We start from the raw sequence: 17,075 nt of genomic DNA, 5'->3' as shown, positions 1-17,075 counted from the left end.
TTTAACAAAAAAAGCACTTAGACTTTTTACAGATAGATCTAATCTAAAGGTGGTCCACTTTGGCCCGGCGCGGGTGGGTCACTTTCGTCCGGCCAGCTATGGTCACTTTAACCCGGCGAGGGTGGTATACTATGTCCGGCGTTTCCAGGTTTGACAAAACTGGTTTGCAAAACACCCATAAACAGCGTCAAACTGAAACTAAATTATGCACAAGAAACGTACCGAACCATTCACCGAACTCTACACCTTTTATATGGTTTTATTTGATATCAGATGAATGCATAAAAAACAAAAAGCACTGTCAATCAGTCGATTAACAGTGCTTTAATACCACCTATTTAGTGGTTCGTCGGGGTGGCAGAAACCACATCCGATTTATAAATATTTAATTATCAATGTTTTAACACCCTAATCTTAAGGATGTTCCCTTTAAGAACACGGAACGAAAAAAACAACTTTTGAACACATTTTTTATGTGTTAAACCGTGGTAAAAATAGTAATAATCCTTAAGCATTTTACTTCTAAACGTGAAAGTTTCCAATTTTAAGTTTTCAACCAGCTTAATAAGTATATGATTATGTAACACTCCATACTAATGTGACAGAACCTATACATTTACCATAAGCGTTATCCTCATAACAAAAAAGTACCAAACAAAGTCCAAAATATCAGAGTAGGACATTGCTTCATCAGAGCAAGGGTGTATCTTTGGCCGCCTATGCGAAAGAATTTCAAACGAGGGTATCGAATTGGGAGGTATATCGTTTATAGAGAAACCTCTGTGGAGCCCAAAGAACAACTTTGGTCATTCTTGGGTTCCTTTATTGGTATTGCCTGTATCGGTGTCTTTCAGGGCCATTATCTTGACCAATCGGACAACATATTGCTCATTGGGTCTTTTGGTGCCACAGGAGTGTTAATTTATGGAGCCATCCATAGTCCTTTGGCACAACCTCGTAACCTGATTGGGGGCCATGTCATCAGTGCTGTCATAGGCGTTACGATCTGTCAATTATTTGGAGATATTCTATGGCTTGCCGCTGCCCTATCCGTCTCACTTTCCATTCTGGCCATGCAATACAGTAAGACCCTCCACCCCCCTGGCGGAGCAACGGCTCTTATTGCTGTAATAGGTTCCGAAAAAATCATCGGATTGGGATATTGGTATGTCCTCTTCCCGGTTTTCAGTGGAGTCCTCGTCATGTTATTGGTAGCACTTACCTTCAACAACTTGACCCCGGAGCGTCGATACCCAGCGGACGGACGTTTTTTACGTTTGATAAAATTAGTCGCAAAACCAGCACTGAACACCGTAAAAAGGGTAAAAAAATCTACTTGAAACATCCTTTTCACACATCAGAAGCAAGCATCTGATCTGAATCAAAGGGGATATTCATAAATGTTACTCAACCGTAATCAACACAAATTCAAATTTATGGAACTGAAAAGGAGCCCTATCAAAATAGTATCATTTCTATTTTAATCAACATCGATTACCATTGACCATTTTTTTTGTAATAAATTGGACATGATACTTTACAACAACAGTACCCATTTTATCACTTTTCATATTGGGTAATCCAGCAATTGTTACCTTTTCCAGCAATACGATTGCTCACGATTCTGTTTGTTTTAATTTAAACCGTAATTCCCCAAGCTCGATTCCAATAGCGGTTTTTGCAAGAATAGTAAAGACAAATGCCCCTAATGCCCAAATACCCAAAGTAACGCCCACCTCAATCCCCGTAGGCAAGTATTCTGCAATCTTGCCATAAGGCCCAGGAATAAATCCTGGTACAATTAGACCAAACCCTTTTTCAATCCATATGGCCACAAATAGAATAAAGCAACAGAAGTATAAAATTTTTGGGTTTTTTCGGAGTTTTCCGAAGGTCAACATGACCGTGGCCAATACATTAAGGGGAATGGCCGTCCAAATCCAGGGTAGTAATGCATTTTTCCCATGGAGTCCAAAAAATAAGTAATAGGCACTTTCACTGTGGTGTGTCGGTGCATAAAATTCTTTGAACAGTTCCGATACCAGCATGATCAAATTGATTTGCGCAGCCACCGTGACGATCATGGCAATTTTCCCTATGGTTTTATCGGGTATTTTGAATGCCGTAAAGGAACGGATTATGGCCAAAACCAATATAATCAATGCGGGTCCGGCGGCAAACGCGGACGCAAGGAAACGAGGTCCTAATAGCGCGTTGTTCCAAAAAGGACGTGCCTGTAGACCTTGATATAGGAACGCGGTCACCAAATGGATTCCAACGGCCCAGAATACGGATAATACGGCCCCTGGCACGTATATTCTCTTCTTGGCCTCTTTATTCTGATAATGCCTATATAATATATAAAAAGGAATACTAATGTTGATGAAGAGATATCCGTTGAGTACGATTACATCCCAGGTGAGCATGGAATTCGGGAAATTAAAAACTCCGATACCCGGAATCATATGCCATAATACCGATGGTCCTCCCATATCAGCAACAACAAAAGCCAGACACATGATCAAGGCCGCCACTGCCAGTCCCTCCCCGATGAGCACGGCCTGTTTAAAATCAATATCCTTTAAAACATAGGTGGGCATTACGAGCATCACCGCTGCGGCCGCAACACCTACCAAAAATGTGAAATTTGAAATATAAAGTCCCCAACTTACCCTATCCGTCATTCCGGTTACGCTTAATCCTTCATCCAACTGAATGGAATAGCAGTACATCCCAATGAGCATGACGAGGGTCAAAAAACCCATCCAAAGGTGGTATTTTTTAGAGCCTTTGGTAATCGTGTCCAAACTATCGATCACCAAGCTCCTGATCACTTTTAATTGTCTCATTCTCTATTGTTTTACGCATTGCCAATACAGTGTTACCACCAAAACCCATCGAAATAAGTTGTAGATACTCCTGTATTTTAAAATTTAATCCATAAAATACCAGAACTTGGGTTCCGTGCCCAGGTCTTCCTTTAATCGAAACACTTTCTTGTTCTCCAATACCCATCGGATGGTGCTATTGGGATCCAATAGATTTCCAAAAATCCTGGCTCCTGTGGGACAAGCTTCCACACAGGCTGGATTTTTACCCTTTCTCGACCGCTGCACGCAGAAGGTACATTTTTCCATTACCCCTTTTTTGCGCATTCTATTCCCGAGATAATGTTGATTTTTATTGATCTCATTTTCCGGAACTTCTGGTTTGCTCCAATTAAAACGTCTTCCATCATAGGGACAGGCGGCCATACAGTAACGGCACCCGACACACCAATCATAATCGATGACCACTAAACCATCCTCTTCCTTCCAGGTAGCCTGTACAGGACAAACATCCACACAAGGAGGGTTATCACAATGAAAACACTGGGTCCCCATATAAAAATGACCTTCGGCCGGTACTTCGTGATAGTAATTGTCATCAGCTTCATTAAAATTGAAGCCTTTACCATCTTTCATCTCGTGGATACGGATATATTGCATTTGTGATTTTCTGTCCTGGTTGTTTTCTTCAACACAAGCACTTACACAGTCCATATACCCTTGGCATTTGGAAATATTGAACGCATATCCAAAAAGCACGTCCTCCTCTGCATTCTTTGAGGACATACTGATGTTCTTGCCTGTTCTTAATTCATAAGAACGCATCAACCTGTCCACGGTCTGCTTTTTTTCTTCATCGGTCATCAATTTATAGTTTCCCTTGAACTGCTCTTCCCAATCTATCTGAGCCTTTTCCTTGCTGTCCGGATCTTGGATCACACTTGTACAGGAACTGATGGCGCCGGCTCCGATGAGAAGACTGGCCGTAAGTTTTTTGAAAGCATCCCTTCTGTCCATTTGTACATCGAACACCTGGTCAAAACCATCTTTCCTCCTTTCATCACCGATGGATGCGTTGATGGCCGCCTCATAGAACTCCTCTGCATTCAATTCTTCCTTTTCAGGACCACTGTCGCAACTTCCTTGCGGGTTGCTACATCCACAGTTTCCCGAAGATTTCTTCTTGTTATGTGGACCCAAGTCCAGAGAAAACCATTTTTTTCGATTGCTCATACCTATTTTTTTAATGACCTAAACCATCCTTTCGTTCCTCGACTTTTTGAGTATTGAACTGCGCTGGCCATCTAGTTTCAAAACCTGGATTGTGGGGGTTATGGCAGTTTACACAGGTCATGGATGCCCTTGGCGGGGCCCACCCTGCCACTTTTTTTCCGTGTGCACCACCTTTCCAGTCTTCAAACTGCTTGCTGTGGCATTGGGCGCAGAGCTTATAGCTCAAATTAATGTCAATATCCTTTCCCGTAAGGCTTTTGAGGTTATTCATATTATCCGGATTGTGACATGTTGCACAATCCATGGTTTCAATGGCCGCATGGTTAATTTTTAAATCCCAATGTGCTTTCTGACCGTTAGCACCCTTCATTTCATTCAAAGGTTTGCTATGACATTCTATACAGGCATATGATTTGATCTGTCCTTTTCGTTCAGGGATAAGAAACGTATGCTCACCTTCGGTTATCTGTATCAATTCAGTACCGGCAAGCAACTCCTCGGAGGATAGATCACCGTGATAGGGTTTTTGATCCGCTTCTATCTTATCGGTAATGGTGTGGTACTCCCCATCTTGCTTACAAGAAACGAAGGAGACCGCAAAAAGCAGCATTGCATGGTATATCAGGTATCTATTTTTCATTGAGCTGGTCAAATTGTCTTAAAAAAGTGCTGGCGTCCATCTTAGGTATGGCCCTATTTTCTTGTGGTAAATGGCATTGCCTACAATTAATGCGTTCCGGATGTGTCACCCTGATCTCTTTGGGCGCACTAGGCCCTGCGTGACAGGAGATGCAACTTTCCCTAAATTGCAATTGATGTGGGATCATGGGGGGACTCCCTGGCATGGCATTATTTGCACCTACGCCAACTTTTGGGGGTTGCATTTTATCGAAATCAAATTCCGTAAAAGTTGTATTTGTATTTTTGGTAACGTGGCACTGACGACAGTTCACCATTTCCGGATGTGGTGTTACCGGAGCATAGGCATTGAACTTCTCCACGAACCCCCCGTTTTGATGGCATTGTATACATGTATTACCGCCATAACTTCGTTCTTTTGCCACTGGATGTGGGATACTGGGCGGCGCGCCCAGATAGGCCCTATTGTCATAATAGTCTTCCAATGACCGCTGATGATTTTCATCCACGGGCATATTTACATAATCCATATTTGGATTTTCAAACCGAAGAAAGGCACCCCGTTCGGAAGGGATGTAGTTACCTGATGGTGTATCGATCACAGGGATATAGGCCTCTTCCCGACCTTGTTGATAACTATAGTTCCAGACGACTATAAATGCCATAAAGATGACCACAAAGAACGATATGATTCCCAAACGTTTTCTCATCGCCTATACTTTTTCGACCTTGACAGCGCACTTCTTATAATCGGGTTCTTTTGAAATAGGGCAAAAGGCATCCAAGGTTACGTCATTGATCAACATGTTTTCATCAAAAAATGGCACAAAGACCTGACCTTTTGTAGGCAAACCCCGTTCATTTATCGATGCAGGTAAAACACACGAGCCCCTTTTTGAACTTACTTTTACTTGATCGCCATTTCTAATTCCATAGGATTTTGCATCTTCTGGATGGAATTCCACATACGCATGGGGCATTGCCTGGTGCAATACGGGTATCCTGCGCGTCATGGAGCCTGTGTGCCAGTGTTCCACTACCCGTCCGGTATTGAGCCAAAAAGGATATTCTTGGTCCGGTTTTTCCGGTGCTTCTTCAAAAGGACGTTGCCATATTACTGCCTTGCCATCCGGTTTTCCATAAAAGTGAAAGTCTTCCCCATTGGAACAGGCAGGGTCATAGGTGCTATTGAATCGCCATTGGGTGGATTTTCCATTTACATAAGGCCAAATAACCCCGGACTCCTTTTTAAGCACTTCGAGGGGAGCCATTCCATGCTTTGGTCCTTCATGGAACTGTCTATACTCATTATAGATTTCTTCCACGTGATTTTCTTTGCTGTAAGGGAATAGATCTCCATACCCCATACGTCTGGCAACTTCGATGAACATCCAAGCGTCTTCCGTGGCTTCTCCCGGGGCTTCCACCATTTTATCCCAGTGTTGCGTTCTCCGTTCAGAGTTGCCGTACAGACCACTCTTCTCGATATGCCAAGCCGCCGGAAGTATAACATCGGCCACATCGGAAGTAGGCGTTGGGAAAACATCCGACACCACGACAAAACAAGAATCCTTTTGCATTCCGGGGCGGTAACGACTTGTTTTTGGTAGGGACACTAAAGGGTTGGTCGCTTGTGTCCAGATAAATTTAATATCGCCCCTATCGACCGCCCTGAACATTTCAGTGGCGTGATAGGTTGGTTTGGGGGGTATACGCTCGTAGGGTACTTTCCAAATTTTGGCCGCTAACCTTCTACTCTTTTCATTGGTAACCACACCTTTGGGCAATTTATGAGTAAACGTGCCCACTTCACGGGCAGTACCACAAGCTGAGGGTTGGCCCGTCAATGAAAATGGACCATTACCGGGTTGTGAAATTTTTCCGGTCAACAAATGAATGTTATACACCAGGTTGTTTATCCAAGTACCCCGAGTGTGTTGGTTCATCCCCATACACCAATACGAAACGACTTTTTTATTGGGGTCGCCATAAATAGCCGCCAAATACTTAATGTCCTTAACGGATACTTTGGAGTATTTTGAAACTTTCTCTGGACTGTAATCCTTCAAAAACTCTTTATAGGCTTCAAAATCTATCGGTTCCGGTTTGTCCGCGAAGGTGTAGTTGTCTTCAAGACCGTAGCCCATATTGGTAATTCCCTTGCTGAAGTTACAGTGTTTTTCCACAAAGGATGTATTTACCCAATTGTTTTTGATGATCTCATAACAAATGGCATTTGCTACGGCCAAATCGGTTTGTGGTTCAAATAATATGGACTTGTCCGATGCTGTGCTTGAACGTGTTGTCCTTGTCGCAAAGTCTATGATTTTTGCTCCTCTTGTTGCTTTTTGCTCAAGCATTCTAGAAAATAGGACAGGGTGCATTTCAGCCATATTGTTGCCCCAAGTAACAAAATAATCTGCATGGTCGATATCTTCATAGCAGCCCATTGGTTCATCTGCACCAAAGGTGGTTAAAAACCCTGCTACGGCACTTGCCATACAAAGGCGTGCGTTGCAGTCCAAATTATTGGTCCCGATGGCACCCTTCATGAATTTGGAGGCCACATAGCCTTCCGGAATTGTTGATTGCCCCGAGGTGTACATGGCCACTGCATCCTTACCGTGGGTATCAATGGTACTCTTCATCTTATCCGCTACAATATCAAGTGCTTCGCTAAGTGGGGTTTTTACATATCGTCCATTTCTCTTGACCAAAGCATGCGTGAGCCTATCTTTGGACTGGATGCACATGATCTGGTGATATCCTTTCACACACAACAGGCCTTTGTTCACAGATGATTGGGGATCTCCTTTTACCGCAACTGCCTTTCCATTTTCTGTTCCTACCAGAATACCGCAACCTACACCACAAAAACGGCAGGGGCCTTTTTTCCAATCCAGGTTGGCATCTTCGGGAATATTCTTTTCCTGTTCACTAGCAAAGACAATCCCGGGAAACATTGAAGCAGCAGCTGTCATTGCGGAAAGCATTGCCATTTTCTTTATAAAGCTTCTTCTATTGGTTACAGATCTGTACATAGACATGATTATTTTTGAGGTGCATTGAATCCGGAAACGAGTGACAATAGTTTAAGGCTTTCTATGGCCTCGATTTTTTCTTTGAGCAATTCGTCCTCCTGTTCATTGGCCGTATCGGTTACCAATGCCAACACATCTTGATTCTCCGCAGGGACCACTTCACATTGTTCCATGCTCTTCAAAGCATGCATTAATTCCGTCTTTTTTCCAGTGATGGCGTGGGCCAGATAGCTTTTGATTGGCATTATTTATTGGTTTTGTTCAGAAAGCAAAGTGTAATTATTCACTTGTTAAGGGTTTTAACAATATATCAAAAATCAGGACACAACTTAAAAAAAACCATGATAAAAGTCAGTAATTTTATAAAAACAATCGCTTTATATTTGTTTGGATATATTGTTTTTGCTTGTGCCAAATGGTTTTCCGTGCATGTTGTTTTTTTCCTGGCCAAACTGGAAATTGGAAATCACGGTTAGGACGGGTGGACGCCCCTACTGAACATTTTGGTTCCTTATCGGACCGAAATTATAGGCTTGGGTATCAATAAGGAATATTTGATTTGTTGTCAGATGTAATACCAAATAATACAGACGTCAATACCATCAAAAAAAAGTTGCCATTTGCATTCCAATCACACAGAACGATCATAAAATAGTGAACGTGTCCCCGTTGTCTCCAAGGACAACTTAAACCTATCTGAATATAATGCACTCCTAAAACTTGAAAAGCCCGTTTAATATGATTGACGTAAACAAAGCACTCGAGCTCATCGAAAAGAATGGCACATTCCTAACAGCTGTTCAAGAAATGGCTTTACCGCAAGCACTGGGTTTTGTGCTTGCAGAAGACATAATCTCAACGCTTGATATGCCCCCGTTCCGACAATCCGCAATGGATGGCTATGCGCTTCGTATTGGCAAAAACAATTCGTACAGCGTTATCGGTGAAATAAAAGCGGGGGATAACAAGAACCTATCATTAAAAATGGGGGAAGCCGTACGTATTTTTACCGGTGCTCCTGTTCCCGATTCGGCCGATACGGTAATAATGCAGGAAAAAATCATTCAAGACCAAGGATATATTTCCGTTGAGGGTTCCATAGAAGCAGATTTGAACATCCGGCCCAAGGGGGAGCAAATTCATAGGGGAGAAATCGCTTTAAAAAAGGGCACAACTCTCAAAGGCGCACACATCGGGTATTTGGCAAGCCTTGGATTTACAACCGTTAAGGTCCATTTAAAGCCATCGGTTGCCTTGGTGATCACTGGTAATGAGTTGGTGCCACTGGGACAACTCCTACCCCAAGGAAAAATATATGAATCCAATGGAGCAATGCTCACAGCGGTTTTAACCGAGTTAGGCTATAAAAATGTTTCCTCGGTATCGGTCAAAGATGAACTTGAAAACACGAAAGGGGCCTTGCTCAACGCCATGGAAACCCACGATATAGTTTTAGTTACGGGGGGTATATCCGTTGGCGATTATGACTATGTCGGCAAGGCACTGAAGGCCATTAAGGTCGAGAAAGTGTTTTATAAGGTAAAACAGAAACCTGGAAAACCATTGTATTTTGGAAAAAAAGAGAGCACATCCATTTTTGCACTCCCTGGCAATCCGGCTGCGGCATTAAGTTGTTTTTATATTTATGTATTCCCTCTGCTCAAACAAATTGAAGGGGCATCCGTCACCCAGCTCGAAAGGATTACAATGCCTATCATAAAGGATTATATACCAAAGGGAAATCAACCTCAGTTTTTAAAAGCAAGGGTGTTGGCTGATGGAGTCGAAATATTGAGTGGACAAAGCTCTGCAATGTTGCGATCTTTCGGCGTTGCCAATGCTTTGGTGTTTTTACCGGAAAATACCGGTCAGATCACTCAAGGGGAACCCGTTAAAGTCATACTGACCCCTTGATCGGCAGAATTTGAGCATGGCCGAATATGTGATAAAAAATGGTTCAGTCGAATCTCGGAAAAAAGAACGTATGGGCCGAAAATTTTGGTCATTAAATCATAGATGCCCGTTTTTGGAACAACCTATTCCAGGGCAATCCATCAACAAAAAATAAATACGAAATAGATATGGTCGATATCACACATAAAAACAATACGTTGCGCTCTGCAACCGCACAAGCCATTGTAAAACTAAGCAGGAAAGAAACCATGGATACCATTATAAACCATGCAGTACCCAAAGGCGATGTTTTTGCAATGAGCAAGGCCGCTGGTTTGCTGGGGATAAAAAAAACATCGGAGTTGCTTCCCGATTGCCTCCCTTTACCTATTGAATATATGGATATTGAGTACCAAATCAACGGACTTGAAATCCAAGTATTGGTCACCGTTAAGACCATTTATAGAACAGGAGTGGAAGTGGAAGCGATGCACGGAGCCAGTGTTGTAGCCTTGAATATGTATGATATGTTAAAGCCCATCGACAAGGAAATTGAGATCCATACCATAAAACTACTTGAAAAAAAAGGGGGCAAATCGAGTTTTAAAGATCGATTTAAACGTGATATTCAGGCGGTCGTGATTGTTTGTTCCGATTCGGTTTTTGAAGGCAAGAAGGAAGATAATGCCGGTAAGGCCATTGTGGCAAAACTTGGGGCCTGTGAAGTAAATGTGGAGGACTATATCATTGTTCCCGATGAGAAGGAAATTATTCGGGAAAAAGCAAAATACTATCAAGCCAAGGGAATTGATTTAATTATTTATACCGGTGGAACCGGCTTATCACAACGAGATATAACTCCCGAAGCTTTACAACCACTTTTAGATCGAAAAATTCCAGGTATCGAGGAAGCCATTCGTAAATATGGCCAAGACCGTATGCCGCATGCCATGCTCTCGAGAAGTATTGCCGGAACCATAAAAAACACGCTTGTACTGGCCTTACCGGGCTCCACGAATGGTGCCAAGGAATCCATGGATGCCATTTTTCCATCCGTATTGCACGTTTTCAGGATATTAAAAGGTGCGCGGCACGAGCTAAAAAAGTAAACACCTCCAACAGCAAACCTTTAGGCGAAACGGCCAATTCCCAAAAAAACCTATTAACGCTATTTTTTGACCATCTATTCTTTTAAGAAAGGACAAACACAACAGAATGGCGTTAAACAAAACAACATCAAGAAAGATAGCTCTGGGGCCTCAATAAAGGTGCGGCCAACCCTGGTGACCACACCTTATTATTCGGGGGTATTCAAACCAAAGGGCTTAGGGGTTTAAAACTGTTTTGAACAGGTTGGGATTGATGATCAATTGCACCCAACCCCAGTTGTTCGTATTGTCATTGGGCCTTCCGCCTTTTATCAGCCCCATACTTTCTGAAGCGAACATATGGGAGTACCCCACATTTAGTTTTACATGGGCAATGAGTTGCTGTGTATATACCAAATCAACCTCGGTTCCCAAGTATTTGTCCGCATCCCCAGTTAGGTTGGCATTTGCTGCAAAATAATGGCCCTTTACCAATAAATTCGATTTTTCCCCGGTTGGGACCACAACTTTTGCATATAGGTCGTTGAGACCGACATTATTCGCATGATTACCTACGTAGAAGTAATCCATAAAACCATTGAACTTATGATTGGTTCCATACAGTGCAAAGAAAGACCTATTCTTCGTATCCCCTTCTTGATCGGTACCACTCAGCATTTCAAATCCGACTCCATACCAGACCTCCTTCGGTTTGTAGGTAGCTTCCAAAGCAATTTGATAGGCATTTAAGTCCGTATTCGCATTGGCTTTGCCAAATTGATAGTATGCACTTCCTACAAAATTAACCGCATCAACGGGAAATGTAAAGTGCGAACCCGTGGTTTGTCTATACATAACGCCATCGGGTTGATCATTGTTTACCCCGGTATAATTTTGAAATCCCGTATTGAGAAACAAAAAACTGGCCGAACTTTTATCCCAGGATTTCTTTACATAGGCATATTGCATGGACTTATAGGTAAAAAAACCTTGAATGCCGAAGTCGTTGCCCTCATTGCGCACCCTTTCCTGGCTAAAGGCACCACCGACATCCAGTATAAAATCATCGCTTTTATATTTGAGTATGGCCGCATCATGGAAGCGTCCCTGCATGGCCCAGTCCAAACCTCCAAAAATACGTTCATCATCATAAGAGATGACTTGTCGCCCTAACTTAGTGGACCAATTTTCATTAAGTTGTATCTGCCCCCAGGCCTGGAACAAAGAAAAGGAATCATTGCCATCCACGGGTAAGATTTGGCGGGTATCGCCCCAAATGCTCACATCTTGTACTGCCATAAAAAGTTGCAGTTTTTCAGCATTGTAACCAATATTGAGACGTGTTCTTTGATTCACAAAAGCAGCAGGCTCTGCATTATCAGGAAAAAGGTTGTTGAAACCGTGCCTATATTCAAAACGGGCCCTTAGGTCCGCATCAACACTTAGGCTTTGTGCCTTGATATTCAAAGTAGCCAAAGCTAAAAGTATAAATAGGGTTATACAGGTTTTTTTATGGGCCATAATACCAAAAGTTTAATTTCCTATTGCAAAGATTTACCAATTAACCGGTAATTAAGCTGACATTTGTCATGTAATGGTCCATGTCTAAAATCTATACGCTTGGATTCCATCCCAAGGCCACGGCAACTTGTTTGTCATCTTTGATTATGGAACGAAGCATATAAGGTCGATTCAAACCCACATTGTCAATATTGGTTTCAATTGGAGCTCCATCGATCAAAATAGTTCCGGTATAATTTTGTTTGGGCTGGTATCCCAGACCATATCTGTTGTCTTCCACAAACAATATCATAAGCATTTTTTCAGGGTCATTTGTGGAGCAATATATACCATGTTCGTCCCATAAATACACCTCATTTTTGGTTTGCTTTATGGGTTCGATACGTGAAGCCTCGCCTAAAACTCCTATGAGCTCGCCATAATTGGTGGGAAAGATGATCTCAATACCATTGATACGAACTTCATTAGGATTGCATTCCACGGTAATGGTTCGATTTTTCTTTCTATTCTTTGGATTCCTCCAATCAAATATTCCCATATTCAGATAAGGGTTTATTAATTTTCTATTCACCTAATAGCTTAATAGCATCCCTTATAAAATAATCCTTTTCTAACTATTTTTTTAATGATTCCAATAAAAATGATGGTGATGACAATCCTAAAAACCATTGCACCTACTGTCTTAGCCTCATAAAGATTTCCTGAATAATATAAATAAGCAACCCCAAAAAGCCAACAACAGAATAGTCAAGGTAATCAGTAAGACTTTGATAGCCCACAGCTTTCTTGTAATGAAATCACAAGCCGCAGTCATGTAAAGGATAGCATACGAAAAATTGGCACCTACAATAAATAGGGATCCATTGGAGACCAATTTGTTTTTATGTTTAATACGACGATCCACCTTTAGCTCGTTTTTTTATAACTCCAAACCGCCAAACCGTTCATTATTATGGCATAGACCAGTGTTTTTATGGCCAATGGAAAAATATCGGTAAACCCAGAACCTTTAAGCATGACCATTCGTATGATCTCCACAAAGTATTTGATAGGATTAAATTCTGTAAGTAGTTGTGCCCATTTTGGCATACTTTCAATGGGGGTGAATAAACCACTCATCAATATAAATATCACTACAAAAAACCAGGCAATGAACATGGCTTGCTGCTGTGTATCAGTAAAATTTGAGATAAAAAGTCCCATTCCCAAAATCACTAATATATAAACTGAAGTATAGGCATACAGCAGTCCCAAATTTCCTAGCATGGGTGTGTTAAAAATAACTTTGGCAAGTATTAAACCAATGGTGAGCAGCCCCATACCCAATACCCAAAATGGGAACAATTTTCCAATGATGAAATGATGTTTTCTTATGGGCGTTACATTGATTTGCTCTAAGGTGCCTATTTCCTTTTCCCTCACAATGTTCATCCCTGAAAGGAACAACGTAATCATGGTAACCAATAAAACCAGAATACCCGGCACCATAAATGTTTTGTAATTCAAGGTCTGGTTGTACCAAAATAAAGGAATGCTGTCAATGCTGTCAGGCTGTTGTGCCATATCTGAAACCTGTACCAAATCGGTTACAATAGTTTTATTGTAGTGCTGTATAATCTGGGTTATGTACACATTGATCACTCCTGCTGCCGAACCGTCAATAGCATCAATAATAACGCCTAGAGCCTTTGTTTTGTCTTTTTGTAGGTCGCGTTCAAAATGGACTGGGATATTTAAATACGCATCAATGGCACCTTCCTGCATGGCCTGCGAAGCTTCCTTGTCGGAAGGAAATTTTTCTGAAACATTGAAATAGGTTGAAGCTTCAAATTGCTCTATGAGTCCTCTTGAGGTACTGCTATTATCGGCATCGACATAACCAAATTGTATGTTTTTTATTTCGTAGGTTGCCGCATTGGATAAAATAACCAATTGCAGCACCGGTAAAATAAATATAATGGGTAGCATGCCTTTATTTCTAAAGATTTGCTTAAACTCCTTTCGAATGATATACAGTATAATGTTCATCTTACTCCAACCTGATTTTATATTTCTTTACACTTATGCCTATGAACAGCAAGGTCATGAGAACAAGAATTGCGGTTTCTTTAAAAATATACCCAATTCCAATGCCTTTTAGCATGATGCCTTTTACGATAATGATAAACCATTTTGCGGGTATGATGTTGCTGATAACTTGAAGCGGTAAGGGCATGCTGCTGATGGGAAAAATAAATCCTGACAGTAAAATGGTAGGTAGCATTAAACCCATTAGGGAAATCATCATGGCCGTTTGCTGTGTTGCCGAAATGGTTGAAATTAAAATACCTAAAGCCAATGACGTAATGATAAACAACACACTTTCAACGCCCAATAAGAATAAACTGCCGTTAACAGGCACATTAAAAACGAAAATACTCAACAGCACAATAACGATGGCATTGATAACCGATAGGAATATATAGGGAAATACTTTGCCAATAATCACCTGAAAAGGCTTTAAGGGCGACACCAATAAAATTTCCATAGTGCCCTGTTCTTTTTCCCGGGTGATGGAAATGGACGTCATCATTGCCGATACCAACATCAAAATAACCGTCATTACCCCAGGAACAAACATATAAACACTTTTCAATTCGGCGTTATATACCATTCTACTTTGCGGAATGATTTGGTAATCTATGGTGCTATTTTTGTTTAATTCCTGCTGATATTTTTTAAGTATTGACGAAATATAATTACTGATGGTACTGGCCATATTAGGGTCAGTAGCATCGGTAAGTACCTGTACATTGGCCTGTTTTTTTTTAATGAGATTGTTCCCAAAGTTATTTTCAAATTGAACTACGGCTTTTACTTTTCCTTTTTTGAATATGGATTCTATGGATGATTCTTGCTGAATAACATCTACAATACTAAAGTGTTTTGAAGAGGCTATTTTATTTATTATTTCTTTAGAGGTAACATCATTGGCTTGGTCTAGAATGGCAATATTTACATTATTGATTTCATTGGTAATGGCAAAACCAAACAGTAATATTTGGGCAATGGGCATCCCGAACAAAATAAACAGGGAACGTTTGTCACGGAAAATGTGATAAAACTCTTTTCGTACAAAGCCTACAAATCGTTTCATCCTCTAGCCAGTTTTAAAAACACATCGTTCATGGTGTCTGTTTTATAATGCTCTTTTAGTTTTTTTGGGGTATCAAGCGCCTCAATTTTACCATTGACCATTATGGAAACACGGTCGCAGTATTCGGCTTCATCCATATAATGGGTCGTTACAAAAATGGTCGTTCCGTTGTGGGCGGCTTTGTAAATCATTTCCCAAAATTGGCGTCTGGTAATGGGGTCTACGCCGCCGGTAGGTTCATCTAAAAAGACAATTTTGGGTTCGTGCAAAAGCGAAACCGAAAAGGCCAACTTTTGCTTCCATCCCAAGGGTAATGAAGCCACAAGACTGTTGGTGACTTCTTTAAGCCCTAATTCTTCAACCAATTCGCAGCGCTTTTGGTCTATTTGCTTTTTAGATAGTCCATAGATGCCACCAAAAAAAGTAATGTTCTCTTTTACGGTCAAATCATCATACAAAGCAAATTTTTGACTCATGTAGCCAATGTTCTTTTTAATGGACTCAGCTTCTTTATAAACATCAAAACCGGCAACCGTTGCCTTTCCCGATGTAGGCGATGAAATACCAATAAGCATTTTCATGGCTGTCGTTTTGCCAGCGCCATTAGCTCCTAAAAAGCCAAATATTTCACCTGCCTTAACCTGAAAACTGATGTTGTTTACGGCAGCAAAATCCCCAAACAATTTGGATAAATTTTCAACTTCTATGACGTTTTTGTTTTTCATAATTTATTTTGTCGCCTTGAGCACAATCAAAATATTTTTTGGTTCTTGACTACGCTCGAACGGACAGTTATTTGGCTAATTCCATAAAGGTGTCCTCTATGGTAGGCTGGGTTTCTTCTATGTGAATATCCGTAAGCCCTTGTGATTCCAAATAGGCTTTTAAACTTTCCTTATCCATAGAGTCCCACTTGTCTGTATAGTGTACAAATTCACCAAAAGGAAAAATACTGTAGGTATGTTCATACTTTGTTAAACTCTCGATAAGACCGTACATATTGTCAGCATTGATATTGTATAAAGGTTTAGGGAAATGGCTTACAATAGCGCTTGGTGAATCAATTTCCAGGATTTTACCATCTTGAATTAACGCAATGCGGTCGCATAGGGCGGCTTCGTCCATATAAGGGGTAGACACCAAAATGGTGATGCCTTTTTTTTGCAACCGTTTTAGCATTTCCCAAAACTCTTTTCTGGACACAGGATCCACACCGGTTGTAGGTTCATCCAAGAACAATACTTTGGGTTTGTGTATCAACGCACAGCTCAATGCCAGTTTTTGCTTCATACCGCCTGATAATTTGCCTGCCCTACGATTTTTAAAAGGTTCTATTTGCACATAAATATCTTTTACCAAATCGTAATTTTCTTCAATGGTTGTTCCAAAGATGGTAGCAAAAAAATTTAGGTTTTCCTCTACGGTCAAATCTTGATACAATGAGAATCGCCCAGGCATGTAGCCAACACTTTTTCTTATGGATTTGTAATCATTAAGCACGTTATAACCTGCTACGGCAGCTTGTCCTTTATCAGCTATCAACAAGGTGGTTAGGATGCGAAACAAGGTGGTTTTACCGGCGCCATCAGGCCCAATGAGCCCAAAAAGCTCACCGGGCTTTACATCAAAAGAAATAGCCGATAAGGCAGTTACCTTGCCATAGGATTTTGATATGTTGGATACGGTAATGCCCATG

The 17,075-nt window shown here is 41.2% G+C and carries 15 protein-coding genes; 3 read left to right on the top strand and 12 right to left on the bottom strand.

Going from position 1 to position 17,075, the window contains the following annotated elements:
* Positions 1 to 719 precede the first annotated feature (719 nt).
* Positions 720 to 1,340, top strand: coding sequence for an HPP family protein (locus tag EZV76_RS16370; RefSeq protein ID WP_136567615.1), 621 nt, complete (start codon positions 720 to 722; stop codon positions 1,338 to 1,340).
* A gap of 276 nt (positions 1,341 to 1,616) precedes the next feature.
* On the opposite strand, the gene dsrP is transcribed toward EZV76_RS16370, so the two are convergent.
* The 6 genes from dsrP to EZV76_RS16340 all read right to left on the bottom strand — a co-directional run bounded on the left by dsrP (position 1,617) and on the right by EZV76_RS16340 (position 7,986).
* A complete protein-coding gene (gene dsrP / locus EZV76_RS16365; protein ID WP_136567614.1) occupies positions 1,617 to 2,849 on the bottom strand; it encodes a sulfate reduction electron transfer complex DsrMKJOP subunit DsrP in 1,233 nt (410 codons plus the stop codon).
* 84 nt (positions 2,850 to 2,933) lie between these two features.
* Positions 2,934 to 4,061 carry a 4Fe-4S dicluster domain-containing protein gene (locus EZV76_RS16360; RefSeq protein ID WP_136567613.1) on the bottom strand — a complete coding sequence of 376 codons (1,128 nt, stop codon included), beginning with the start codon at positions 4,059 to 4,061 and terminating at the stop codon, positions 2,934 to 2,936.
* Positions 4,062 to 4,071: 10 nt separating this feature from the next.
* Positions 4,072 to 4,701 (bottom strand): cytochrome c3 family protein, encoded by a 630-nt coding sequence (locus EZV76_RS16355; RefSeq protein ID WP_136567612.1) that lies wholly within the window; start codon positions 4,699 to 4,701, stop codon positions 4,072 to 4,074.
* Positions 4,691 to 5,410 (bottom strand): multiheme c-type cytochrome, encoded by a 720-nt coding sequence (locus EZV76_RS16350; protein WP_136567611.1) that lies wholly within the window; start codon positions 5,408 to 5,410, stop codon positions 4,691 to 4,693. The genes EZV76_RS16355 and EZV76_RS16350 overlap by 11 nt, the downstream gene beginning before the upstream one ends.
* A 3-nt stretch (positions 5,411 to 5,413) precedes the next feature.
* Positions 5,414 to 7,741 carry a molybdopterin-dependent oxidoreductase gene (locus EZV76_RS16345; RefSeq protein WP_136567610.1) on the bottom strand — a complete coding sequence of 776 codons (2,328 nt, stop codon included), beginning with the start codon at positions 7,739 to 7,741 and terminating at the stop codon, positions 5,414 to 5,416.
* A gap of 8 nt (positions 7,742 to 7,749) precedes the next feature.
* Positions 7,750 to 7,986 (bottom strand): hypothetical protein, encoded by a 237-nt coding sequence (locus EZV76_RS16340; protein WP_136567609.1) that lies wholly within the window; start codon positions 7,984 to 7,986, stop codon positions 7,750 to 7,752.
* Between the two features lie 493 nt (positions 7,987 to 8,479).
* On the opposite strand from EZV76_RS16340, the gene EZV76_RS16335 reads away from it, so the two are divergent.
* Both EZV76_RS16335 and moaCB read left to right on the top strand, forming a co-directional pair.
* Positions 8,480 to 9,655, top strand: a complete 1,176-nt coding sequence (locus tag EZV76_RS16335) for a molybdopterin molybdotransferase MoeA (protein WP_136567608.1) — start codon at positions 8,480 to 8,482, stop codon at positions 9,653 to 9,655.
* A gap of 161 nt (positions 9,656 to 9,816) precedes the next feature.
* A complete protein-coding gene (moaCB, locus tag EZV76_RS16330; RefSeq protein WP_262709772.1) occupies positions 9,817 to 10,743 on the top strand; it encodes a bifunctional molybdenum cofactor biosynthesis protein MoaC/MoaB in 927 nt (308 codons plus the stop codon).
* A gap of 216 nt (positions 10,744 to 10,959) precedes the next feature.
* Here moaCB and EZV76_RS16325 read toward each other — a convergent pair whose 3' ends face one another.
* The 6 genes from EZV76_RS16325 to EZV76_RS16300 form a co-directional block, all read right to left on the bottom strand.
* Complete coding sequence (locus EZV76_RS16325; protein WP_136567606.1) at positions 10,960 to 12,243, bottom strand: alginate export family protein; 1,284 nt, start codon at positions 12,241 to 12,243, stop codon at positions 10,960 to 10,962.
* A gap of 91 nt (positions 12,244 to 12,334) precedes the next feature.
* Positions 12,335 to 12,781, bottom strand: a complete 447-nt coding sequence (locus tag EZV76_RS16320) for a DUF7738 domain-containing protein (RefSeq protein ID WP_136567605.1) — start codon at positions 12,779 to 12,781, stop codon at positions 12,335 to 12,337.
* 368 nt (positions 12,782 to 13,149) lie between these two features.
* Complete coding sequence (locus EZV76_RS16315; RefSeq protein ID WP_136567604.1) at positions 13,150 to 14,271, bottom strand: ABC transporter permease; 1,122 nt, start codon at positions 14,269 to 14,271, stop codon at positions 13,150 to 13,152.
* A 1-nt stretch (position 14,272) separates the two neighbouring features.
* A complete protein-coding gene (locus EZV76_RS16310) occupies positions 14,273 to 15,379 on the bottom strand; it encodes an ABC transporter permease (RefSeq protein WP_136567603.1) in 1,107 nt (368 codons plus the stop codon).
* Positions 15,376 to 16,104, bottom strand: coding sequence for an ABC transporter ATP-binding protein (locus tag EZV76_RS16305; protein ID WP_136567602.1), 729 nt, complete (start codon positions 16,102 to 16,104; stop codon positions 15,376 to 15,378). The genes EZV76_RS16310 and EZV76_RS16305 overlap by 4 nt, the downstream gene beginning before the upstream one ends.
* A gap of 67 nt (positions 16,105 to 16,171) precedes the next feature.
* A complete protein-coding gene (locus tag EZV76_RS16300; RefSeq protein WP_136567601.1) occupies positions 16,172 to 17,074 on the bottom strand; it encodes an ABC transporter ATP-binding protein in 903 nt (300 codons plus the stop codon).
* Position 17,075 lies beyond the last annotated feature (1 nt).

Origin of the sequence: Flagellimonas alvinocaridis, from assembly GCF_004916895.1 — a bacterium.
In the GTDB taxonomy this organism is placed as follows: Bacteria; Bacteroidota; Bacteroidia; order Flavobacteriales; family Flavobacteriaceae; genus Flagellimonas; species Flagellimonas alvinocaridis.
The sequence above is the reverse complement of the archived record's forward strand: the minus strand, read 5'-3'. Positions and strand labels throughout refer to the sequence as shown.

Bases quoted from the DNA above. Each gene is read 5' to 3' on its own strand.
- EZV76_RS16370 (WP_136567615.1), top strand. From the start codon at position 720: ATGCGAAAGAATTTCAAACGAGGGTATCGAATTGGGAGGTATATCGTT.
- dsrP (WP_136567614.1), bottom strand. From the start codon at position 2,849: ATGAGACAATTAAAAGTGATCAGGAGCTTGGTGATCGATAGTTTGGAC.
- EZV76_RS16360 (WP_136567613.1), bottom strand. From the start codon at position 4,061: ATGAGCAATCGAAAAAAATGGTTTTCTCTGGACTTGGGTCCACATAAC.
- EZV76_RS16355 (WP_136567612.1), bottom strand. From the start codon at position 4,701: ATGAAAAATAGATACCTGATATACCATGCAATGCTGCTTTTTGCGGTC.
- EZV76_RS16350 (WP_136567611.1), bottom strand. From the start codon at position 5,410: ATGAGAAAACGTTTGGGAATCATATCGTTCTTTGTGGTCATCTTTATG.
- EZV76_RS16345 (WP_136567610.1), bottom strand. From the start codon at position 7,741: ATGTACAGATCTGTAACCAATAGAAGAAGCTTTATAAAGAAAATGGCA.
- EZV76_RS16340 (WP_136567609.1), bottom strand. From the start codon at position 7,986: ATGCCAATCAAAAGCTATCTGGCCCACGCCATCACTGGAAAAAAGACG.
- EZV76_RS16335 (WP_136567608.1), top strand. From the start codon at position 8,480: ATGATTGACGTAAACAAAGCACTCGAGCTCATCGAAAAGAATGGCACA.
- EZV76_RS16325 (WP_136567606.1), bottom strand. From the start codon at position 12,243: ATGGCCCATAAAAAAACCTGTATAACCCTATTTATACTTTTAGCTTTG.
- EZV76_RS16320 (WP_136567605.1), bottom strand. From the start codon at position 12,781: ATGGGAATATTTGATTGGAGGAATCCAAAGAATAGAAAGAAAAATCGA.
- EZV76_RS16315 (WP_136567604.1), bottom strand. From the start codon at position 14,271: ATGAACATTATACTGTATATCATTCGAAAGGAGTTTAAGCAAATCTTT.
- EZV76_RS16310 (WP_136567603.1), bottom strand. From the start codon at position 15,379: ATGAAACGATTTGTAGGCTTTGTACGAAAAGAGTTTTATCACATTTTC.
- EZV76_RS16305 (WP_136567602.1), bottom strand. From the start codon at position 16,104: ATGAAAAACAAAAACGTCATAGAAGTTGAAAATTTATCCAAATTGTTT.
- EZV76_RS16300 (WP_136567601.1), bottom strand. From the start codon at position 17,074: ATGGGCATTACCGTATCCAACATATCAAAATCCTATGGCAAGGTAACT.